The following is a 20,278-nucleotide window of genomic DNA, read 5'->3' as shown; positions in this document are numbered from 1 at the left end:
CCCCCCCCCCCCCGGGGGGGGCGCCCCCGCCCCCAACGGGAGGAGCGCCTCCCGCAGGAGGCCGACGACGGGCGGGAGAACACCCGGAGCCAGCTCAGGCGGCGGATTACTCCGCAGCCGTGGCTGCCGGGTTGTTCGGATGTGTTGTCCAATTGGCGTAATCGTCCGAGACAACCTCGCCGGTGCGCTCGTCAATCCGGCCCGCGGCCACTTCTTCCATGGTGATACAGCCCTCGACCGGGCAGACATTCACACAAAGATTGCAGGCGACGCATTCGTCGTCCTTAACCGTGAACACCCGGTCCTCGCTCATCGCAATCGCCTGATGCGAAGTGTCCTCGCAGGCTGCAAAACAGCGGCCGCAACTGATGCAATCGTCCTGATTGATCTTGGCCTTGGCCACGAAATTCAGGTCTAGATACTGCCAGTCGGTCACATTCGGAACCGCCATGCCGATGAAGTCCTGGGTAGAGGTGTAGCCCTTTTCATCCATCCAGGTGGACAGGCCCGAGATCATTTCCTTGACCACATTGAAGCCATAGGTCATCGCCGCAGTGCAAACCTGCACGTTGCCGGCCCCCATCGCCATGAACTCAGCCGCATCGCGCCAAGTGGTAACGCCGCCAATCGCCGAAATCGGCAGGTTGCGGGTTTGCGCATCGCGGGCAATCTCTGCCACCATATTCAGCGCAATCGGTTTCACCGCCGGGCCGCAATAGCCGCCATGGGTGCCCTTGCCGCCAATCGTCGGCTCCGGCGCCATGCTGTCGAGATCCACCGAAGTGATCGAATTGATGGTGTTGATCAGGCTGACCGCATCGGCCTTGCCCGCATGTGCCGCCCGCGCCGGCTGGCGGATGTCTGCGATATTCGGCGTCAGCTTCACAATCACCGGTTTGGAGTAGTATTTCTTGCACCACTCGGTGACCATCTGGATGTATTCCGGCACCTGCCCCACAGCAGAGCCCATGCCACGCTCGGCCATGCCATGCGGGCAGCCGAAGTTCAGCTCAATCCCGTCCGCGCCGGTGGCCTCGACCTGCGGCAGGATGTCTTTCCAGGCCTGTTCTTCGCACGGCACCATGATCGAGACGATGATGGCGCGGTCCGGATAGTCTTTCTTGACCCGGGTGATTTCCTCCAGATTGGTCTGCAGGGGGCGGTCTGTGATCAGCTCAATGTTGTTCAGCCCCAGCAGCCGCCGGTCGGCACCCCAGATCGCGCCGTAACGCGGGCCGTTCACATTGACCACAGGCGGGCCTTCGGCGCCCAGCGTCTTCCAGACCACACCGCCCCAGCCGGCCTCAAAAGCGCGGCGGACGTTGTATTCTTTGTCGGTTGGCGGCGCCGAGGCCAGCCAGAACGGGTTCGGGGATTTGATCCCCAGAAATTCTGTTGTCAGATCAGCCATTTGATCTCTCCTCTTCAGGCTAGCTTGGCGCAATCAACTTGCGCCGCGCTGGCTCAGCCCATCAGGCTGGAGTGAATATCCATTGCAGCGTCGCGGCCCTCGGCCACGGCAGTCACGGTGAGGTCCTCGCCACCCGAGGCGCAGTCGCCCCCGGCCCAGACCCCGGCCATAGAAGTCCGTCCGGTCTCTGAGACCTTGATTTTGCGGCCCTCAAGCTCCAGCGCGTCAGGCTGGCCTTCCAGTGTCTGGCCAATGGCCTTGAACACCTGATCTGCAACCAGACGCACGGTCTCGCCGGTGCCGGAAACCTTGCCGTCCGTAACCGCTGTATACTCCAGTTCGATCTCAGCAGCAGCACCGTTGCCAAGAACCGCCTTGGGCATGACATTGAACATCAGTTTCACCCCCTTGGAGGCGGCCAAATCCTGCTCGAACCGGCTGGCGCCCATGTCCTCACGCCCGCGGCGGTAGGCTATGGTGACGTTTTCAGCGCCCAGCAGTTTTGACTGCACAGCAGCGTCCACTGCGGTCATTCCGCCGCCGATCACCACCACATTGCGGCCCACGGGCAGCGCGGTCAGGTCCTCCGCCTGGCGCAGCTCAGCAATGAATTCCACAGCGTCGCGCACGCCGTCCTTATCCTCACCAGGCGCACGCAGGGCATTGACCCCGGCCAGACCGATGGAGAGGAACACGGCATCATAGCCGGACGCCAGCCCGTCCAGCGACAGATCCGCGCCCAGCTTCTTGCCGTAATCCATTGTAATGCCGCCGATTTGCAGCAGCCAGTCAACCTCGCGCGCAGCAAAGCCGTTGGTGGATTTATAGGCCGCAATGCCAAATTCATTGAGGCCGCCGGCCTTGGATTTGGCATCATAAACCACCACGTCATGGCCAAGCATCGCCAGCCGGTGCGCCGCAGAAAGACCCGCCGGGCCTGCCCCGACAACAGCGATCTTTTTGCCCGTTGCTTCGGCGCGGGTGAAAGGATGCACGCCTTTCTCCATCAGCGTGTCGGTGGCAAAGCGCTGCAGGCGGCCGATCTCAACCGGTTTGCCTTCGGCGGTTTCACGCACGCAGACTTCTTCGCAAAGCGTCTCGGTCGGGCAGACCCGGGCGCACATGCCGCCAAGGATGTTCTGGTCCAGAATAGTCTTGGCCGCGCTTTCGGCATGGCCCGCCTGGATTTCCCGGATGAACTGGGGAATGTCGATACTGGTCGGACAGGCCGTCATGCAAGGCGCGTCATAGCAGAAATAGCAGCGATCCGCCGCCACTGCTGCCTCATGCGCATCATAGGCTGGGTGCAGGTCCGAGAAATTCTCAGCAATTCCAGCAGCGTCCAAACGCGCTGCCTGAATGCCGGATGCCTGATGGCTGGTCGCCATTGGGTGTCTCCCTGATTATTACATTCTTCTTGCCTATTAGACTGCCACAGTCTGATTTTTTATCAACTGGTAAAATTTTTACTTGGCGAAAAAAAATGCCGCCCCAGCAGGAACGGCATTCAAAGACTTGATTTCAGGGCAAAAACGCGTTACCGGCCTAGGCAGTCATTTGCGCAAGATGGCCGGTTTTCACCCAGACATGTGCACCTTCAGCGCCAGCCGTGGCCACTAAACGGCTGCCCGGCGGCAGCCGAAGCCAGTCCCAGCGCGTGAACGCTTCATCGTTTTCGCTAAAGCTGCCATGCACCACAAACACCTCTACGCCGCCAGGGGCATCCAGGTTAATCGCCTGCCCCGGCGCCCAGATTTGCAGGGTCACCGTTTCAACACTGTCCTGAAACAGCTCTTGCTGCGCTGCAGTGCCGGAGATGCGGGTTTTCACTTCGGTCCGGTCGGCTGGATCGAACTGGTGCAGCTTCACCAGGATCACTGCCCCTTCGGCCGCAGCAGGCGTGTGGCTGGTGGTCGGCGGGTTCCGGATGTAGGAGCCTTCGGGGAAATCTCCGTGTTCGTCCTGAAACACACCGTCCAGCACCAAAAATTCCTCGCCGCCGTCATGCACATGCGGAGCAAAGGCAGAGCCCGGTGCAAACCGGACTATGGTGGTGGCGCGGGCCACTTCCTCGCCAACGCGGTCCAGCATCTTGCGCTCGACCCCAGGCGCCGGGCTTGCCACCCAAGGTGTTTCATCGAAATGCACCGCTGCCCGTTTGGTGAAATCGGCGTTGATCCGCATGTCGCTCTCCCCTGGCTCTGCGCCTTGGAATGTGGCGTCCGGCACGGCCCATGGAAAGAGCGCTCACGAAACCGTGTGACGCATCGCGTCAAGCGGACAGTACGGCCGTGGCTTCGATTTCCACCTTTGCCTCATCCTCGACCAAAGCCGAAACGACCACCATAGTCATCGCCGGAAAGTGATAACCCATCACCGCACGGTAGGCTTTTCCGACTTCTGCCTGATGGGCGAGATATTCGGCCTTGTCGGTCACAAACCAAGTGAGCCGGGTGATATCCTTCGCAGACCCGCCTGCGGCTTCGACCACTTCCAGAATATTCTGCAGTGCCTGGCTCATCTGGCCGATGAAACCCTGTGCCTCAAACACCTGATCCGCGGTCCAGCCGATCTGGCCGCCGACAAACAGCAGCTTGCCCTCGGCCACCATGCCGTTGGCATAACCTTTGGCGGGCTTCCACCCTTCGGGATGCACGCTGATGGCTGGCATGACGGGGCTCCTTTGCTGATGCGGCCTGCCAGCGACCATACCGTTGCCACGGTATTTATTTCAAGCTTAAAACTTATCACGCTGAAGCTCATCACCCGAAGGCCATTGGCCGCACGGGCAGACGCCCGCACAGCCAAGGTCCCATTTACAGCAGCACGCCGTAATCTTCCTGTGCAAACAGTGGGGCTGCCCCTGCATCAGCCTCATCAAGGCCGCCGACCAGGATGGTCACTGTCGCCTCGGAAGTGCCGCCCTGCCCATCGGAGATCGTGTAGGTAAAGCTGTCTTCCAGCACCTCGCCGTCAGAGAGCGATTGGATGCCGCCGGCAGCGGTCGGATCGTAAAACAGGGTATCCGTTTCCGCATCATAGGACACCAAAGCACCGTATTCACTGGTACTGGCAGCAAGAGCAAACGTCAGAGCATCTGCATCCGGATCGCTGTCATTGGCCAGCAGATCAAGCACTGCAATTTCAGCAACTTCATCTTCAAAACCATAAGGCAGTTCAACGGGGGAACCATCGCCTTCGAATACAGTGTACTTTACCGGGTCACCATTATAGTTATCCCCCCAGGTGATGATGAACCGTCCGCCCTCAAGCGCCTCGATTTCGTAATAGCTTTGCGTATCCATGGTTTGCTGGTTGACCACGAATTCATCACCTTGCGGCTCGCCTTCTGAACTGAAAACCCGCGCCCAAACACCTGGATGCCTGGCCCATGCAGCCTCTGCCGGATCGCTGTCTCCCGGTGCGCCCCAGACAATAACGAAATTGCTATCTTCAAGCCACGCAACTTTTGGAGGGCTGTCGCCGGACCCGCCGGCCGCATCTTGATGGACCTGAAATTCATCGACCAGTACCTTTCCCTCGTGGTCGATGGTTTTTGCAAAATAGGCAGTACTGCCGGAAACATCCGGGTCATAGAACTTCCAAACAACAAGCAACTGCCCGTCCGGCCCTTCCGTTACATCCGGGAAACTGTCCAGCTGGCCTGCGGGCTTGGTGACATCAAATTCAGCAGCAGCGGTGTTGCCGGTTTCATCGAACAATTGAACCTTGATCGTCTTTGAACCTCCGGAACGGTAATAAGGCTCATAGTCAGGCTGAGACCAAGCAACTGCATAACCGCCGCTTTCAAGAGCGATCACCGAAGGAACGATAGGGGCGCCAATATCAGGCAGGTTGTAAACAACCTCGTCCCCGATTTTTCTGCCGTTGTTGTCAAACAAAGCTATGCGAAAATCGGTCTCCTGAGCAGAAGTCGTCCAAACTGCGACGAAGCCGCCACCTTTCAGTGCGGTTATCTCTGCGTCTTTGACAGTTTCATCAGAAGCTTCATTGACCACCAATTCCTGACTTACTGCATTGCCTTCCTTGTCAAAAATACGGACCGGAAACTCATTTTTGGCATCATCAGTGTCATAGTTGCTGCCCCACCCGATCACAATATTACCATCGCTGAGAACTGTGACTTCCGGATCAACCTGATAACCCTCAGTGAAACTGTTCACGAGGAACGTTTCAGCAATTACACTGCCGTCGGCATCATAGATTTTGGCCCAAATGTCTGATCTTTCATCGGTTCCCATGGCCTTATGCGCCCGCCAGACAACAACATAGCCCCCGTCTTTCATCCCGGCCACGGTTGTCCCCCAAGGAAGAATGGCCCCCGCCCCTTGGACAGTCCATTCAGGCGAAGGAGTATAGCCGCTGAAAGGTCTCAGACCGCCGTTCAGGTCGTCGTCATCTGCGACAGGCACATCATTTTCACCAGTGAGGGTCACATTTACCGTGGCCTGAGAACGGTTCCCAAAGGCATCTGTTACGTAGTAAGTGAAGCTGTCCTCAAAGACATCCCCCTCTTTCAGGCCTTGCAACAGGTCATCGGCGTTGTAGGTGACGATGCCGCCGTCGAAGCCCACCCGAAGACCGCCGGCGCTCACGTCATCGACGCGAACGCGGGAGGTACCGGCGAGCGTTTCTGCGTCGTTCTCCAGCAGTGTTTCCAGCGATATTGCAAGCGGGTCTTCGCCTTCTGCCGTGATCTGATCATCCTGCAGTTGCAATCCGACTGGCGCATTCAGATCAAGGAGGAGCCCGTCTTCTTCAAACAAAAGCGCCTCGACCCCAAGAAGCGTGTCAGTCCCCTGGCCCCCCTCGCTGCCCGCGCGCGATGTGATATACGCCTTGCCGCGGCCGCCGTTGTAGCGGCTCAGATCAAGGTCGTAGTCCTGAAAGCTTCCACTCAGCACCACGGTGTCATAGCCACGTCCGGCGTTGACATAGTCATCACCCGCGCCGCTGCTGATCCGGTCATCCCCGTTGCCGGTCTGGATGCGGTCATTGCCACCGCCGGAAGAAATATCATTGCCGCCGTTCCCGGTTTTGATGCTGTCGGCGCCGTCCCCGGTTTCAATTGCATTTTGCCCGTGTCCAACCTTGATCTTGTTGTTGCCGCCAAGTGACGTGATCGTGTTGTTGCCGTCTCCAAGCTGGATTGCATCCCTGCCGGCACCAGTCTGAACTGCGTTGTTGCCGTGACCCGCTTTTACCGCATTGTCACCGCCGCCTGCGACAATCATGTTATCGCCGTCACCAGCCCTGAGATTGTCCTTTCCGGTACCGGTTTCGACGGTGTTGCTGCCATCGCCCAGTTTGACGCGGTTGTTCCCGGCCCCTGCATGAATACGGTTGTTGCCGTCGCCAGCCTGGATAACATCGTTCAATCCAGCGGTAGTGATCTCGTTATCGCCGCTGCCGGCCTTGATCTGGGCGCTTCCATCCAGCACCTGCAAAACGTTGTCGCCATCGCCAGCCGTGATCTTGTTGGTGCCGCCAAGATCCGTGACAGAGTTGCCTCCATCCCCAAGCCGAGTATCATCCCGGCCGGATCCTGCCTGCACAGAATTGCTGCCATCGCCCAGCTTAATGCGGTTGTTCCCGCCGCCGGCTTGAACCTGATTGTCCCGTCGCCGGCCTGGATGGCATCGTTCTGAGCTGCAGTGCTAATCTGGTTGTCACCACTGCCGGCCTTGATCTGTGCGCTGCCGTCCAGCAGCTGGAAAACGTTATTGCCATCACCGGCCGTGATACTGTTCTTTCCATCCCCGGCGGAAATACGGCTGGTCCCCTCCTCAACAATAATCTTGTCGTGGCCGCTGCCAGCCGTGATCGTGTTAACGCTGTCCCACAGATCGCTTGCAGTAATTTTGTTGTTGCCGCCGCCTGCGTTGATCACATTGTCACCGTCGCCTGCGACGATGGCGTCATTGCCGCTGCCTGTACTGATCCGGTTGCCGCCGTCGCCGGCATTGATCTTGTTCTTGCCGCCGCCTGCGTTGATCTCGTTGGCGCCATCTCCAACGAGAATTTGATCGTTGCCATCAGCCGCTTCGATCTTGTTGTTGCCATCTCCGGCAAGGATCTTGTTGCCGCCGGCGCCTGCCATAATAACGTAATGCTCGTTGTCCGCCAGAATCCGGTCACCCCTGCTGGTGCCGGTAATGCTCTTTTTGCTGTTCACAATCCCACTCTGAAGCTACCCGGCTGTGACGCTATCCGGCCAGCCCTTTCGAGAGTGTTAAGGAAAAGTGTTCAATTCTATACAACCAAGGACTGCAAGCCGGCAATTTAAATGGCAAGTCTATCCAAAGATAGGACCGCCCGTGCTCAGATACTTGTCTTCTTAAAGACCGCTTCGGGAATGTTACGGATAATCAGCATGATCAGCTGCCACACAGGCCGCACATACACAACATTCCGGCCTTTGGATGCGGCGGCGGTGATTGCTGTTGCCACCTCTTCAGGCTGAGCAGTCAACTTGGCCGGCAAGTCCATGCCCTCGGTCATTTGCGTGGCGACAAACCCGGGCAGCACGGTGACAACATGAACACCTTTGCGGGCCAGCCGGTTGCGAAGCCCGGATAGGAATGCGGTAAAGCCGGCCTTGGCCGACCCATAGACGTAATTGGACGCTCTGCCGCGCTCACCGGCGACTGAACTGATGCCCACCAGCGTGCCGGTGCCGCGCTGCTCGAACCGGTTGGCAAGAGCCGCCAGAATGCTCGCCGGGCCCTCAAAATTACTCCGCAGCACCTGGGCTGCTTGCTGGGGCGTCTGTTCGCATTCCGCCTGATCGCCCATGTAGCCGATGGCGCAAACCGCGATGCCCGGCAGCTCAGGCAGTGCATCGGCAAAACCCTCGTGATCTTCCAGCGCCAGCGCATCGAATTCATGCAGACTCACCGGCACGCCATGGCGCAGTTCAAGATCCGTTTTTTCAGCCCCGAGCGTGTCCGCCCGGCGGGCGGCAAGCTGTACTGGATGCCCTTGTGCGGCAAAGGCATGGGCCACGGCCAAGCCGATGTCCGAACGGGCGCCAAGGATCAGAACAGGAGATTTTGTCATAGCGAAAGCCTTTGCGATTGTGCGGACTGAAATGACGGGTGCAGCCCGGAGGATTGCCGCATTCCGGTGAAGCCCGCAGCCCTGGGATCCGCCGCGCGCAAAGTGTCCGCGTGCATCCGGCTGTCCTTGGCCAGGTAGAACCGGCCGCCATGGGCAATGGTGATCCGGTCCAGCTCCTCCATCAGCGCCAGGCTGCGCGGATTGACCGGGAAATCCAGCGCCAGCGTGTAGCCTTCCATCGGAAAGGAGAACGGGCTGTCCTGCGGTCCCAGCCGCTTGAGCACCGCCAGGAAAGACCCCTGCCCGGCGGCCGAGATCGCCTGCAGCAGACTGCGCAGGCCGGACCGGGCGCTGTCGAGCGGCAGTACACATTGAAACTGGGCAAACCCCTTGCGTCCGTAAATCCGGTTCCAGCCAAGCAATGCATCAAGCGGGAAAAAGTAGCGGTTCCAGTCGGTAATCAGCATCCCGGCCTTGCGGGCGCCCGCCCAGTAGTAGGCCGAATTGAAGGCCCGGACACTGAAGCGGTTCAGCAAAAAGGAGGGGAACACCGGCGGCACCTGCCGGGTCTTTGCACTGGCGATGGCATAGGGGGCGGCCGCCTGTTGCGCGCTCAGGTCCTGCAACTCCGCATGTTCACCCAGCATAACAAGCGAGCGGCCCAGCGTGCTGCCCTCCGACAGGCAATCGATCCACGCCACCGAATAGGTTGCGCTGGCCGACCGCTCGAAGATTTCGATTGCGGCATCCAGATTTGCGGCCGGCTGTGTTTGCTGCCGGATCCAGGCCGACGGCACCGCCCACAGCCTGATCGCGGCCCTGACAATGATCCCGGTGAGCCCCATGCCGCCGGCAGTCCAGCCGAACAATTCGCTGTTCTCCTGCGCCGAACAACGGCGCAGCGTGCCGTCCGGCCCCATGACATCCACCCAATCCAGGCAATTGCGGAAACTGCCCTCCTTATGGTGGTTCTTACCATGCACATCCGCTGCGATCGCTCCGCCAAGGGTCACAAACTTGGTGCCGGGCACCACTGCTGGAAACCACCCGCGCGGCAGGAAGGCCGAGATGATATCGCCCAGCAACACCCCGCTTTCAGCAACCAATTGCCCGGTTTCGGCATCAAACGAGATCATTCGGTTGAAATGCCGCATGTGCAATGTCGCCGGCAGGCCGATAGCGCTGTCGCCATATGCGCGGCCATTGCCGCGGGCGATGACCGAGGGGTGACCGGCGATCATGGTTTGCAGCTCAGCCTCGTTCCGGGGGGCCATAAGCTGTGCCCGTGCCACCGGGTAGTTCCCCCAGCCTGACAGCATTTTCATTCCGTCTCCTTTGCGCCCTGAGTGAACACAAAATGCCGGTCCAGCTGGTATTTAACCGTATAGCCGATCACCAGCCCGAGGACAGCTCCGGCCTCGCGCGCACCATCAGTTCCCCAAGTTATCCAAAACAGCGTTTCCGTGATCCAGAACACCGCTGTGGTTGCGACACCCATCAAGGCATACAGCGAAAATGTCCGCCCCTGATGCTTGAGACCGCTATGCTGATCAAAGAAGATCCAGCGCTTATCCAGCAAATATTTTACAACCAGCCCGGCCAGGGTGCCCGCTGCCATGGCGGCGGTGAAATGCACAGCACTTTCACCCAATTGCAGGACCGCGCGCTGGGTGACGAGATTGACCGCGGTGGCAACAACCGCAAAGGCCGTGTAGCGGACCAGAAGCTGCTGCAATGTCATAGCGCGCAGCCCCGGACCGCAACAGCCAGTACAATCAGGCTGAACGACAAAAACACCAAGGTGGATTGCATCTGCGTCACAGCGCCCGGCAAATGCGCGCTCCGCCCCTGAAACAGCGCCTTTGCCGAGGTGAACAGGCTGTTCCAATCCCGCCCGAAGGAAGGCCAGGAGCTTTTACACAGGATGTTGCTGCGCCGCAGAGTGCCATCCAAATCGACGGCAAGCATACCGGGCTGGCCGGTCCTAAGCGATGAATCTGTCGTCAAATGAAATCAACCGAAAGATGCTTTTACTTCCGGTCCGATTTGTATCAGCACCATCACTTTTTGGCTAGGTGTCAAACTGCCCGCTGGCTGGCCCGCCTTGCCGGCCAGTACCTGCGGGGAATTTCAAACTGCGCCGGATTAACCTATAAGGGCATAAAAACGTTGAGGACGGGCATGACAAATCAATCGATTCCATCCGCCAAGCCAGCCGTTCGCGCACCGGCCAGCGCTGCTCTGCCGCGTGAGACAGCGCTGTTTGCGCTGGCGGCAGGCGTCATCATCCTGGCCTCCAGGCTGCTGGCAGCCGGCCTGCTCGACATTCACCCCGATCCCGTTCACCTGGATGGTTCCTACCAGCATCTCCCGGCGCAGCAGCTGCATGACGGTTTGCTGGATGCCCTGCTCACCCTGCACTCCCAGCCTCCGTTCTGGAATTTTCTGCTGGGGATCGCCGCCAAGGCCTGCGGTGCTCAAGACACCTGCATGATCCAGCTGATCTGGAGCAGCCACCTGGTGCTAAGCGTCCTGACCGCCGCCTGCATGTTTGCGGCGCTGCGGCTGCTGGCGCAATCACGGCGTCTGGCCTGGCTGCTGCCCTTGGCCTATATCCTGTCGCCGGCCGTGTTTTATTATGAGAATTTCCTCCTCTATGCCCATTTCACCTCAGCGTTTTTTGCGCTGTCCTGCCTCTGTGCCCTGCTGTTTCTGAAAACGCAAAAGACGCTCTGTTTCCTGCAGTTCTGCGCCTGTCTGGCGGTGCTGTCATTGACCTGGACGCTGTTCCACCCGATCTACATCCTGCTGGTGGCCGGGCTGCTGCTGTTCAAGACCGCAGCAACCCCTGCCCGTTCGGCCATCCTGGCCCTGACATTGGCAGTCACGCTGCTGCCGTCGGTGAAGAACAAGGCGGTGTTCGGCATCTTCAGCTCCGGCAGCTGGCTTGGCCTCAATGCGTCGCAAACCGCGCCTGAGCCGGTCGAAGGCTGCTCGTTCAAAACATTTGCCCAAGTCCACGGGCTGATCGGCCAGCATACCGGCACAGCGCTGAATGATCCGCGGATGATCCCCTATTCCAAGACCTGCCTGAAGAAATCGCTCGAGGTCATCGCTGCCAGCCCGGTGCAATATACCGCCGGCGTTGTGGTGCGGGCTTTCACCAGCTTGTCGCTGTGGCCGAACGAATATTTTTACCCGCCGCTGAACTGGGACCGTTTCCCAAAGATCCCCGACACCAAGCGGGTGCTGACGGCCGAGAACAAGATCATAATCGACCCCAGCCTGTCGCGCTTCCTGACCCTGGCGCTGAACCTGTTCGCGCTGATCGCCCTGGCGGAACTGGCCCGCCGGGATCAGGACCGCACACGCCGGGCCTTCTTTCAGGTGATGCTGCTGTCGGTGGTGCTGTTCCTGGGCGTGGCGCATGCAGTGAACGGGCCGGAACAGGAGCGTATGAGATACACGCTGCACCCGTTGTTCTGGGGGCTTTATGCGGTGGTGTTCCAGGAGGCCGCCCGGCGCGCAGGGCGGCTGACCCGCCGCATCCGTGTGAAGGCCCTGCCGGAAACCGGCAGCTCACAATAAGCCGGATGGACCTGCATCAGCCGGCTGGTGCCGCAAGCGGGCAAACCCCTCCGGCACCAGCAGAAATTCACGCGGGACCGCGGCCCCGCCGGGCTTACATGCCCAGAGCTTCCTTATACATTTCCAGCACCGCTTCTTCTTCGTCGATGTCGTTCTGGTCGCGCTTGCGCAGCGCAATGATCTTACGCATGACCTTGGTGTCGTAGCCGCGTGCCTTGGCTTCGGCCATCACCTCTTTCTGCTGTTCGGCGATGGTCTTCTTTTCTTCGTCCAAACGCTCGAACCGTTCGATGAACTGGCGCAGTTCGCCAGCGGTCACACGGTAGTTTTCGCTTTTTTCGTCTTCGGTGATATCCATCTGCGGCTCCGTCGGCACATGCTGTCAATTGCTGTCGGAGCAAGGGGATAGCGCCCCGCCCGCTGCGCCGCAAGCAAGGAAAGCCGCAGAGACCCGCCGAGCGGCAAAAACCGGCGCCCGTCCCCTCGCGGCTTGCACGCCAAGCCCGGATCGGCTAGGCGCGGCGCAGCGCGAAAACCGCAGGAGCACGCAAATGTTCGAACTCATCGTCTGGGCCGGAGCCGCCTTGTCCATCGCCGGTCTGCTGGGCTTGGTCTGGTGCATTGTCCGCGTCGCGCGTGCGCGCCGCCAAAAACTGGACGACGAAGCCCTGCGTGCGGTCGTGCAATCAGTGCTGCCCTACAATCTGGGCGCCCTGCTTCTGTCAGTTCTGGGACTGATGCTGGTTATGACGGGCATTTTCCTGGGCTGAAGCCTGGGGCGCCCTGCCTGACTGACCGGCTAGACCGGCATATTGTCAAACATCTCCTCAACCGCTTCTTCGCACAGCGCGGCTTCCAAACGGCGGAAGCGGCCCGGCACCGCAGCACCCGTCTTGCGCATGTGATCCAGCAACCGGATAAATTCAGGCCGCATGGCAAGCCGGGCAGTACCGGTCTCTTCAAGAATCCGGGTTTCCAGATTTTCAACAGTGTGAAGCAGATCTTCTTGTGTCATTGGCAGTCCTCCCTGGATCATGATGGGGTTACGCTGGTATTTCACAACAGCTGCGTGAAAGCCCGCAAAAATTAGGCGCTCGACCGCCTATTTGTGAAATTTTTCCGGCCGGTTGACGGTTTTGCAGGCGTCACGCACGCCTGCCAAGCATACTGCAGCGCAACATTGCCCTGTCTTGACACAGGTCAACCGGCTGCGATGATTTCAACGGCACCATCGGTCTACGCACCGGCATCCTTGAAACACATTCTCTAATCAATATATGATTATCCAAACTCAAGGGAGAGAAACAGATGACCCCCGCCGTCAAGGCCTTCTTCGACGAAGCCACCAACACCGTTTCTTATGTGGTGGTTGAGCCTGAGGGCTCCGCCTGTGCCATTATCGACTCCGTTCTGGACTACGACCAGGCAGCGGGCCGCACCGGCACGGAATCAGCGGATGCCATCATCGCCTGGATCAAAAATGAAGGCCTGCGGACAGAGTGGATCCTGGAAAGCCACGTGCATGCCGACCATCTGTCTGCCGCGCCCTACCTGCAAGAACAGCTGGGTGGCAAGATCGGCATCGGCGCCCGGATCACCGTGATTCAGGACACTTTCGGCAAAATCTTTAATGAAGGCACCGAGTTTCAGCGCGACGGCAGCCAGTTCGACCGCCTGTACCGCGAAGGCGATGTGTTCATGATCGGCCAGATGCGCGGCGAGGTGCTGCACACACCGGGCCACACACCCGCTTGCCTGACCTATGTGATCGGGGATGCGGCCTTTGTCGGCGACACGTTGTTCATGCCTGATTTCGGCACCGCCCGGTGTGACTTTCCCGGCGGGTCTTCAACCGATTTGTATAATTCGATCCAAAAGATCCTGGCGCTGCCCGGCAACACCCGCATCTTTGTCGGCCATGATTACAAGGCACCGGGCCGCGATGATTACGCATGGGAAACCACCGTAGGCGAACAAAAGGCGCTGAACGTGCATATCGGCGAAGGGCGCAGCATTGAGGAATTCACCAGAATGCGCGACGCCCGTGATGCGACACTGGGTATGCCGCGTCTGATCCTGCCGTCGCTGCAGGTGAATATGCGCGCAGGCCAGATGCCGGAACCGGATGATCAGGGCGATGTATTTCTAAAGATCCCGATCAACAAAATCTGACCGAAGCAAGCGGAAGGCGATCATGGAAACGGATTGGATTTTGGGCTTGGCGGGCGGCATGCTGGTCGGGCTTGGCGGTGCCGTCTATCTTTTGGGCAACGGCCGTATAATGGGTGCCAGCGGTATTCTGGGCGGGCTGCTGGATGGCAGCGGCCGCAGCTCTGCAGCCGAAAGACTGGCCTTCATCACAGGTTTGGTTGCCGTTCCGCTGCTGATTGGCCTGCTGGCCGGTACACCGGAAACCCATGTTACGAGCAGCGCCACCGTGCTGATCATTGCCGGGCTTCTGGTCGGCCTTGGCACGCGGATGGCCAACGGCTGCACCTCCGGTCACGGGGTCTGCGGTGTTTCCCGGCTGTCCTTGCGTGGCATCACCGCGGCGGCGGCATTCATGCTGGCAGGCATCCTGACGCTGGCAGTTCTGCGCCAGGTTATGGGAGTGATCTGATGCTTCGGATTTTACTGGCGCTGATTGCAGGCAGCCTGTTTGGCGCCGGACTAATGCTGTCAGGCATGACTGACACCGCCAAAGTACAAGGGTGGCTGGATGTTTTTGGCCGCTGGGATCCCACACTGGGCTTTGTGATGGGCGGCGCGCTGCTGCCGATGGCACTGGCCTGGCGGCTGGCAGAAGGGCGCCAGCCTGCGGCTGGGGGCAGCTTCCCCGCCCTGCCGCGCGCCGGGCTGGACCGGCGGCTGATCCTTGGATCCATTCTGTTCGGCGCGGGATGGGGCCTGGCGGGGCTCTGCCCCGGTCCTGCAATGGCCGCGCTCAGCTATAACGGCTGGCAGGGCGCGCTGTTCCTGGCGGCGATGGCCTGCGGCATGATAGCCGCTCCCAGGTTCAGCCGGCATCTGGACCGGCGCGCCGCAAACGCGTAAAGACTCAGGATATGGATGCACGCGTTATTACCCCCCGCTATTCGGTCTCGCCGCAGATCTCGGCTGAGGACCTGCCCGCCATTGCCGGCGCCGGCTTCAAAACGGTTATCTGCAACAGACCGGACGCGGAAGTGCCGCCCAGCCATCAGGCAGAGGCAATCCGCGCAGCCGCCGAAGCCGCAGGCCTGCGGTTCGAGGTTCTGCCGCTCACCCATCAGACCATGACACCCGAGAATGCAGCCCGTCAGCGGGCGCTGTATGAAGGCTGCGAAGGCCCGGTGCTGGCCTATTGCGCGTCCGGAACCCGCTGTTCTGTGGTCTGGGCGCTCAGTCAGGCCTGCGATATGTGCGCCGATGACATTCTGCTGAAAACCGCGGCTGCCGGCTATCAACTGGACGGGTTGCGGCCAGCACTTGATTCCCTGGCGGGAAACTAACCCTGTGAAAACTCTGCCTGCGTCGAATGTTGCAGGCAGCGGCCAAGCCTTTGGCCGACGCAGGAACCCCGGATCTGACCAATACTGATCCCCCCTGGCCGGAACCCAATGCGTCAACCGGACCCGGAGCCTGCACTGGATGAATGTGCAGGCCGCCAACCGTTTGGAACGGCTATAAGGGTTTGGCTGGCCGCGGCGGCTCCGGGAAAAGGCCCTGGATTCCGGGGCTGAATGATGGCGGTTCGCAGCGCAAAGAACTTAATAAATCAGTTGTTTCCTGGCAATGCGCCGTCCAGCCCTGCCAATTGCGAGATTTCTGCCGCGGCATCCCCCGGGTCAAAATCTCCCAAGTCGACCGCGGGAAGGTCAGGCAAGTCAGGCAGCCCGCCGTCCAGCCCATCCATGCCCAAAGCGGCATCGTCGCCGAGACCGGGCAAATCCATTGCGCCCATTCCACCCATTGCGTCATCCATGCCGCCCATGCCGCCGTCAAAACCGCCGTCACCCAGCGCAGGAAGCCCATCGCCGTCCATGCCAAGACCGCCGCCGCCCAGACCCGGTGCCGCTTCCAATGCCGGCAGGCCCGCGTCGTCCATCGGGTCCTGCAGGCCCTGCGCGGCAATTCCCATATCGAGCGCCGGAGGTCCGCCGCCCATCATGTCGGCGCCTGCCCCGTCGGAGAACCCCATTCCTTCTGCCCCGGCATCGCCTGCCAGCCTGGCCCCGGACTGATTCAGCCGGACTGCACGCGCGCCGTTCATTTGCCCCAGCCGCCCCTGTGCAATCGACTGGCCGCCAATGGTCAGCAGGTCGGTTTCATACAGAAAGGCGGAATCCAGCGGCAGCGAATCGCCGACCTTGAGGCCGGCAAAATCCCTCAGGGGCACCCGCATCTTGCACAAAACAGCCGACAGCTCCGCCCGGATAGCCCCAAGGTTGCGGCCCAGAGATGGACCTTGCGCACCGCTTCCCTGGCCGTCCTGCAGTTCTTCGGCAGTGGGTTCCGGAAGTATCAGCTTCATCACGCCCTGCATGGCGCCGCAGGCCAGGTCCAGGTTCAGCTCGATCACCCGGTAATCCTCGGCCTCCATGCCCAGCACCAGACTGCGCACATTTTCAACCTGCGCGCCAAAGCGGTAGCCGGTAAAGATTGCCTGATCCGCCTGGCCATCCAGCATCGCAAACACCTTGCCAAAGGTGCGTTCCAGAAACTCTGCCGTCATGGCTGCATCTGTCGGGGTATAGTGACGCTCGTCCGGTGCTTTGCCCATCACCGTACCGATGGTCTGCTGCTGGATCAGCGCTGTCACCGTGGGTGCATCCATGCTGGCCGCACCCATTCTGCCATGCGGACAGTCCAGCACCACCAGAAGATCCTTATCCGACAGCTGGTCAGCCAGATCCTCGGGAATGCGGTTGGATTGCCGGGCTGCCAGAACTGCCACCGGCAACCCGCACAGGTCTGCAGCTGCCCGCGCCACCGACCGGCGCAATGCTTTCAGCGTCAACGAACTGGTAAGCGCCCCAACACCTTCCTTTGTCGCTGCCAGCTTGCGTGCAAGCACATTTTGCTTGCCGCTGCCTGCCTCTGCTGCTTCTGTTTCAGACATAGGCTGTTTAACCTGCCCCTTGCACGTCCCGTTTCCCCGTTTTTACCCGAAAGGAGGTTAACAACTCCTGTACCCCGGGCCAGGTTACGCAGCCTTTTCGCCTGCTGCGGGTAAGGAAACCCGGAACGCACCGCCGCCGTGCCCTGGCAGATAGGAAACATTGCCGCCCAGCCGTTGCATGACTTCCCGACAGATTGCCAAGCCAAGCCCAGCACCGCCTGCCCGCTCGGGGCTGACACGCGAGAACTTTTCGAAAATCATCTGTTGAAATTCTGCCGGCACGCCGCTGCCGTTGTCAGTGAAGTCGATCTGCAGCCACCCGCTGGTTGCAGAGGCGGAAATGGACAGTTCCGGCTCCGCCGCATCGCAATATTTCTGGGCATTGGCGATCAAATTGATAAAGACCTGCGCCAGCCGGTCAAGGTCGGAGGATATGCGCACCCCTTCCGTTGCGGGATTGCGGCAGACCTTGAGCGGACGGTCTGATCCCGCCAGTGCAGCGGCCACCGCGTGGTCCAGCACGTCCGGCAGGGCGCCGGCCGACATGTTGAGGCTCACCTGGCCGTTCTCCAGCACGCTGAGGTCCAGAAGATCGTTAAGCAGCCGGGTCAGCCGCAGCGTTTCGTCATGGATGATCCCGGCATAGTGACGCTGATCCTGCGCACTCAGCTGCCCGTCATCGCGCAGGATTTCCGAAAACGCCCGGATCGAGGTCATCGGCGTGCGCAACTCATGACTGACCTGACTAAGGAAAGCGTCCTTCTGCTCAGAAATTTGCGTGAGTTTTTCGTTTGTTTCCCGCAATTTGCGGGCAGTCGCCGTCAGTTCCGCCGACTGCGTCTCCAAGCGGCTGGAATACTCCAGCATCTGGGCGGTTTCATCCGCAACCGCCAGCAGATCCGCAACCGAAACCGAGGAGCCGCCGGCGATCTGGCCAATCATCGCATGTGCTGCAGCCGCGCCGATGGAGGCGCTCAGCTCGCGCTCCAGCCGTTCCAGAAAGGCCGGTGTCGGTTCAGGCAGCGGGCCGCGGCCGCCTTGCCGCAGCCGCTCGCGCTGAAAGAACGCTTGCGCTTCTGCAGCCCCCAGGATCCGCTGCGACATGATCATCAGATCTTCGCATTGCGCCACAGATCCGGTCCAGCCGCGCGGGCCGGCGGAATGGTCGAAGACATTGACAAATTGCGCGCCCTGCAGCCGCTCCAGCGGGCTGGGGAAGCTCATCAGCGACACTAGGCAGAACACCAGCGCATTCAGACTCATCGACCACAAAACGGCGTGAACGGTCGGATCCATGGCTTCGATCCCGAACAGCGCCTCGGGACGCAGCCAGCTAAGGCCAAACAAGCCGTCACGCAGGATATGCTCGGGCAAAAGCCCGCCGCCCAATGCCGGCAGCAGCATGGTGTAGAGCCAGATGGCAAACCCCACCGTAAGCCCGGCCAGTGCGCCGCTGCGGGTGGCGCCGCGCCAGAACAGCCCGCCGACCAGCGCGGGCAGAATTTGCGCCACCCCGGCAAAGGAGATGAGGCCGATGGCGGCCAGCGCCGCAGCGCCGCCGGACAGGTGGTAATAGAAATACCCCAGCGCCATGATCACTGCGATCGATACCCGGCGCGACAGCAGCACAACATCGCGCACATCGCCCGAAACCGACGCCCGGCGGTTCTGCAGCCGCAGCCAGACCGGCATCACGATGTGGTTCGACACCATTGTGGACAGCGCCATGGCGGCCACAATCACCATCGACGTTGCCGAGGAAAACCCGCCGAGAAAGGACAGGACTGCCAACCCCTGCTGCCCCTGCTGCAGCGGCACTGTCAATACAAACATGTCCGGGTTGGCGCCTGCGGGCAGCAGTTCCAGCCCGACTGCCGCGATGGGGACCACAAACATCGAAATCAGCAGCAGATACAGCGGAAACGCCCAGGAGGCGATGCGCAGGTGGCGTTCGTCCTCGTTCTCTACCACCATCACCTGAAACATCCGCGGCAGGCAGACAAAGGCCGCCGCGGCCAGAAAGGTAACCGTGGCCCAGCGGCTGCCATCGACATTCCATTGACCGATCTGCGAGGCGTCTATTCTCTGCAGCGTCTCTCCCACGCCGCCGGCAACGCCCCAGACCACAAACACCCCAACTGCCAGCAGCGCCGCCAGCTTGACGATGGCCTCCAGCGCCACCGCGGTTACCACTCCGTGGTGCCGCTCATTGGCGTTCAGGTTGCGGGTGCCAAACAGAATGGCAAAAACCGCCAGCCCCGCCGCCACCCAGAATACGGTGTAGGTCTCGTTGTAGCTTCGCAGCGGATCCGCCTCGGCAAAGATGGCAAAGGACAGCGTGATGGATTGCAACTGCAGCGAAATATAGGGCGTGACGCCAATCACCGCGAGGATCGTCACGCCGGCCGCCAGCAGGTTCGACTTGCCATAGCGCGACGACAACAGGTCCGCGATTGACGTGATCCGCTGGCTGCGCCCGATCCGCACCAGTTTGCGCAACCCCCACCACCAACCGATCATCACCAGCGACGGGCCAAGGTAGATCGTTACGAACTCCAGACCTGAGCGCGCGGCATAGCCAACCGCGCCGTAAAAAGTCCAGGCGGTACAATAGATTGACAGCGACAACGTGTAGATCAGCGGCGAACGCATCCAGGCGGCGCTTTTGCCGCGGGTTGCCATCCGGTCGGCCCAAAAGGCAATGAAAAACAGAAACGCCACATAGGCGAGACAGACAACCGCAAGCACATTCAGCGAGGCCATCAGCGGTCCTCCGCTCCGTCCAGAGATCCCGCCCCGTCCGGCCCGCCGCCGGTCCAATGATCCGCCCACCGCTGCACGGCGAGGCTGAAAGCAAAACAGGCGCCGATCAGGCCGGTCCAGACGGCGAAAATATAGATGATGGCCGACGACATACTGACACCATCGCGCGCCGCGGGATGGGTGGAGGCTTCGGGCCACAACAACGGCAGCGCCAGCAACAATGCGCCCAGAACCGGCAGCAGGCGGGCAATATCCATCAGCCTGCGGCGGCGGTAGGTCTGGCGTTCCGCGCGGGTGCCTGTTTGCTCTTCGGCGCCGCTACCCTGTGTCATCCC

At 60.5% G+C, this 20,278-nt stretch carries 20 protein-coding genes; 6 read left to right on the top strand and 14 right to left on the bottom strand.

Annotated features, from left to right (window positions below; genetic code table 11):
• Positions 1-106 precede the first annotated feature (106 nt).
• The 9 genes from preA to L1069_RS18285 form a co-directional block, all read right to left on the bottom strand.
• Positions 107-1,411: an NAD-dependent dihydropyrimidine dehydrogenase subunit PreA gene (gene preA, locus L1069_RS18325; protein WP_129370662.1), complete on the bottom strand. Its 1,305-nt coding sequence runs from the start codon at positions 1,409-1,411 to the stop codon at positions 107-109.
• Between the two features lie 53 nt (positions 1,412-1,464).
• Positions 1,465-2,799 (bottom strand): NAD(P)-dependent oxidoreductase, encoded by a 1,335-nt coding sequence (locus L1069_RS18320; RefSeq protein ID WP_237456639.1) that lies wholly within the window; start codon positions 2,797-2,799, stop codon positions 1,465-1,467.
• Positions 2,800-2,956: 157 nt separating this feature from the next.
• On the bottom strand, positions 2,957-3,595 hold the full coding sequence (locus L1069_RS18315; RefSeq protein ID WP_237456638.1) for a cupin domain-containing protein: 639 nt from the start codon (positions 3,593-3,595) through the stop codon (positions 2,957-2,959).
• Between the two features lie 88 nt (positions 3,596-3,683).
• Positions 3,684-4,082, bottom strand: a complete 399-nt coding sequence (locus L1069_RS18310; protein ID WP_237456637.1) for a RidA family protein — start codon at positions 4,080-4,082, stop codon at positions 3,684-3,686.
• Between the two features lie 145 nt (positions 4,083-4,227).
• Positions 4,228-6,873 carry an Ig-like domain-containing protein gene (locus L1069_RS18305; protein ID WP_237456640.1) on the bottom strand — a complete coding sequence of 882 codons (2,646 nt, stop codon included), beginning with the start codon at positions 6,871-6,873 and terminating at the stop codon, positions 4,228-4,230.
• The gene (locus L1069_RS18300; protein WP_237456636.1) at positions 6,807-7,607 is read right to left on the bottom strand and encodes a hypothetical protein; all 801 of its coding nucleotides are present in this window, start codon (positions 7,605-7,607) and stop codon (positions 6,807-6,809) included. Before L1069_RS18300 ends, L1069_RS18305 begins: the two co-directional genes overlap by 67 nt.
• Positions 7,608-7,753: 146 nt before the next feature.
• The gene (locus tag L1069_RS18295; protein ID WP_237456635.1) at positions 7,754-8,491 is read right to left on the bottom strand and encodes an SDR family oxidoreductase; all 738 of its coding nucleotides are present in this window, start codon (positions 8,489-8,491) and stop codon (positions 7,754-7,756) included.
• Positions 8,488-9,816: an FAD-binding oxidoreductase gene (locus L1069_RS18290; protein WP_237456634.1), complete on the bottom strand. Its 1,329-nt coding sequence runs from the start codon at positions 9,814-9,816 to the stop codon at positions 8,488-8,490. Before L1069_RS18290 ends, L1069_RS18295 begins: the two co-directional genes overlap by 4 nt.
• Positions 9,813-10,232, bottom strand: a complete 420-nt coding sequence (locus tag L1069_RS18285; RefSeq protein ID WP_237456633.1) for a GtrA family protein — start codon at positions 10,230-10,232, stop codon at positions 9,813-9,815. Before L1069_RS18285 ends, L1069_RS18290 begins: the two co-directional genes overlap by 4 nt.
• A 440-nt stretch (positions 10,233-10,672) precedes the next feature.
• Between L1069_RS18285 and L1069_RS18280 the strand changes: the two genes are divergently transcribed.
• Positions 10,673-12,079, top strand: coding sequence for a hypothetical protein (locus L1069_RS18280; protein WP_237456632.1), 1,407 nt, complete (start codon positions 10,673-10,675; stop codon positions 12,077-12,079).
• Positions 12,080-12,173: 94 nt separating this feature from the next.
• Here the strand turns inward: L1069_RS18280 and L1069_RS18275 are convergent, their stop codons facing one another.
• On the bottom strand, positions 12,174-12,437 hold the full coding sequence (locus L1069_RS18275) for a DUF2312 domain-containing protein (RefSeq protein ID WP_024089791.1): 264 nt from the start codon (positions 12,435-12,437) through the stop codon (positions 12,174-12,176).
• 193 nt (positions 12,438-12,630) lie between these two features.
• On the opposite strand from L1069_RS18275, the gene L1069_RS18270 reads away from it, so the two are divergent.
• Positions 12,631-12,849: a hypothetical protein gene (locus L1069_RS18270; RefSeq protein WP_024089790.1), complete on the top strand. Its 219-nt coding sequence runs from the start codon at positions 12,631-12,633 to the stop codon at positions 12,847-12,849.
• Positions 12,850-12,878: 29 nt separating this feature from the next.
• Here L1069_RS18270 and L1069_RS18265 read toward each other — a convergent pair whose 3' ends face one another.
• Positions 12,879-13,094 carry a hypothetical protein gene (locus L1069_RS18265; RefSeq protein WP_129370651.1) on the bottom strand — a complete coding sequence of 72 codons (216 nt, stop codon included), beginning with the start codon at positions 13,092-13,094 and terminating at the stop codon, positions 12,879-12,881.
• 293 nt (positions 13,095-13,387) lie between these two features.
• On the opposite strand from L1069_RS18265, the gene L1069_RS18260 reads away from it, so the two are divergent.
• The 4 genes from L1069_RS18260 to L1069_RS18245 are packed head-to-tail and all read left to right on the top strand — an operon-like array spanning position 13,388 to position 15,570.
• Positions 13,388-14,251: an MBL fold metallo-hydrolase gene (locus L1069_RS18260; protein WP_134829743.1), complete on the top strand. Its 864-nt coding sequence runs from the start codon at positions 13,388-13,390 to the stop codon at positions 14,249-14,251.
• Between the two features lie 22 nt (positions 14,252-14,273).
• Positions 14,274-14,699 (top strand): YeeE/YedE thiosulfate transporter family protein, encoded by a 426-nt coding sequence (locus L1069_RS18255; RefSeq protein WP_134829742.1) that lies wholly within the window; start codon positions 14,274-14,276, stop codon positions 14,697-14,699.
• Complete coding sequence (locus tag L1069_RS18250; protein ID WP_129370648.1) at positions 14,699-15,133, top strand: DUF6691 family protein; 435 nt, start codon at positions 14,699-14,701, stop codon at positions 15,131-15,133. The genes L1069_RS18255 and L1069_RS18250 overlap by 1 nt, the downstream gene beginning before the upstream one ends.
• 11 nt (positions 15,134-15,144) lie before the next feature.
• Positions 15,145-15,570, top strand: coding sequence for a TIGR01244 family sulfur transferase (locus L1069_RS18245; RefSeq protein ID WP_129370647.1), 426 nt, complete (start codon positions 15,145-15,147; stop codon positions 15,568-15,570).
• A gap of 266 nt (positions 15,571-15,836) precedes the next feature.
• Here the strand turns inward: L1069_RS18245 and L1069_RS18240 are convergent, their stop codons facing one another.
• From L1069_RS18240 to L1069_RS18230, 3 genes are all read right to left on the bottom strand, one after another.
• Positions 15,837-17,180, bottom strand: a complete 1,344-nt coding sequence (locus tag L1069_RS18240; protein ID WP_129370646.1) for a FliM/FliN family flagellar motor C-terminal domain-containing protein — start codon at positions 17,178-17,180, stop codon at positions 15,837-15,839.
• Between the two features lie 84 nt (positions 17,181-17,264).
• Complete coding sequence (locus L1069_RS18235; protein ID WP_134829739.1) at positions 17,265-19,943, bottom strand: ATP-binding protein; 2,679 nt, start codon at positions 19,941-19,943, stop codon at positions 17,265-17,267.
• Entirely contained in the window at positions 19,943-20,275 is a 333-nt protein-coding gene (locus tag L1069_RS18230; RefSeq protein ID WP_237456631.1) for a hypothetical protein, read from the bottom strand. Before L1069_RS18230 ends, L1069_RS18235 begins: the two co-directional genes overlap by 1 nt.
• Positions 20,276-20,278 lie beyond the last annotated feature (3 nt).

The sequence above is a fragment of the Leisingera sp. MMG026 genome (genome assembly GCF_021654205.1).
Classification (GTDB): domain Bacteria; phylum Pseudomonadota; class Alphaproteobacteria; order Rhodobacterales; family Rhodobacteraceae; genus Leisingera.
The sequence above is the reverse complement of the archived record's forward strand: the minus strand, read 5'-3'. Positions and strand labels throughout refer to the sequence as shown.

What these genes read in the sequence shown, in the direction of transcription:
- preA (WP_129370662.1), bottom strand. Translation starts at nt 1,411, where the DNA reads ATGGCTGATCTGACAACAGAATTTCTGGGGATCAAATCCCCGAACCCG.
- L1069_RS18320 (WP_237456639.1), bottom strand. Translation starts at nt 2,799, where the DNA reads ATGGCGACCAGCCATCAGGCATCCGGCATTCAGGCAGCGCGTTTGGAC.
- L1069_RS18315 (WP_237456638.1), bottom strand. Translation starts at nt 3,595, where the DNA reads ATGCGGATCAACGCCGATTTCACCAAACGGGCAGCGGTGCATTTCGAT.
- L1069_RS18310 (WP_237456637.1), bottom strand. Translation starts at nt 4,082, where the DNA reads ATGCCAGCCATCAGCGTGCATCCCGAAGGGTGGAAGCCCGCCAAAGGT.
- L1069_RS18295 (WP_237456635.1), bottom strand. Translation starts at nt 8,491, where the DNA reads ATGACAAAATCTCCTGTTCTGATCCTTGGCGCCCGTTCGGACATCGGC.
- L1069_RS18290 (WP_237456634.1), bottom strand. Translation starts at nt 9,816, where the DNA reads ATGAAAATGCTGTCAGGCTGGGGGAACTACCCGGTGGCACGGGCACAG.
- L1069_RS18285 (WP_237456633.1), bottom strand. Translation starts at nt 10,232, where the DNA reads ATGACATTGCAGCAGCTTCTGGTCCGCTACACGGCCTTTGCGGTTGTT.
- L1069_RS18280 (WP_237456632.1), top strand. Translation starts at nt 10,673, where the DNA reads ATGACAAATCAATCGATTCCATCCGCCAAGCCAGCCGTTCGCGCACCG.
- L1069_RS18275 (WP_024089791.1), bottom strand. Translation starts at nt 12,437, where the DNA reads ATGGATATCACCGAAGACGAAAAAAGCGAAAACTACCGTGTGACCGCT.
- L1069_RS18270 (WP_024089790.1), top strand. Translation starts at nt 12,631, where the DNA reads ATGTTCGAACTCATCGTCTGGGCCGGAGCCGCCTTGTCCATCGCCGGT.
- L1069_RS18265 (WP_129370651.1), bottom strand. Translation starts at nt 13,094, where the DNA reads ATGACACAAGAAGATCTGCTTCACACTGTTGAAAATCTGGAAACCCGG.
- L1069_RS18260 (WP_134829743.1), top strand. Translation starts at nt 13,388, where the DNA reads ATGACCCCCGCCGTCAAGGCCTTCTTCGACGAAGCCACCAACACCGTT.
- L1069_RS18255 (WP_134829742.1), top strand. Translation starts at nt 14,274, where the DNA reads ATGGAAACGGATTGGATTTTGGGCTTGGCGGGCGGCATGCTGGTCGGG.
- L1069_RS18250 (WP_129370648.1), top strand. Translation starts at nt 14,699, where the DNA reads ATGCTTCGGATTTTACTGGCGCTGATTGCAGGCAGCCTGTTTGGCGCC.
- L1069_RS18245 (WP_129370647.1), top strand. Translation starts at nt 15,145, where the DNA reads ATGGATGCACGCGTTATTACCCCCCGCTATTCGGTCTCGCCGCAGATC.
- L1069_RS18240 (WP_129370646.1), bottom strand. Translation starts at nt 17,180, where the DNA reads ATGTCTGAAACAGAAGCAGCAGAGGCAGGCAGCGGCAAGCAAAATGTG.
- L1069_RS18235 (WP_134829739.1), bottom strand. Translation starts at nt 19,943, where the DNA reads ATGGCCTCGCTGAATGTGCTTGCGGTTGTCTGTCTCGCCTATGTGGCG.
- L1069_RS18230 (WP_237456631.1), bottom strand. Translation starts at nt 20,275, where the DNA reads ATGACACAGGGTAGCGGCGCCGAAGAGCAAACAGGCACCCGCGCGGAA.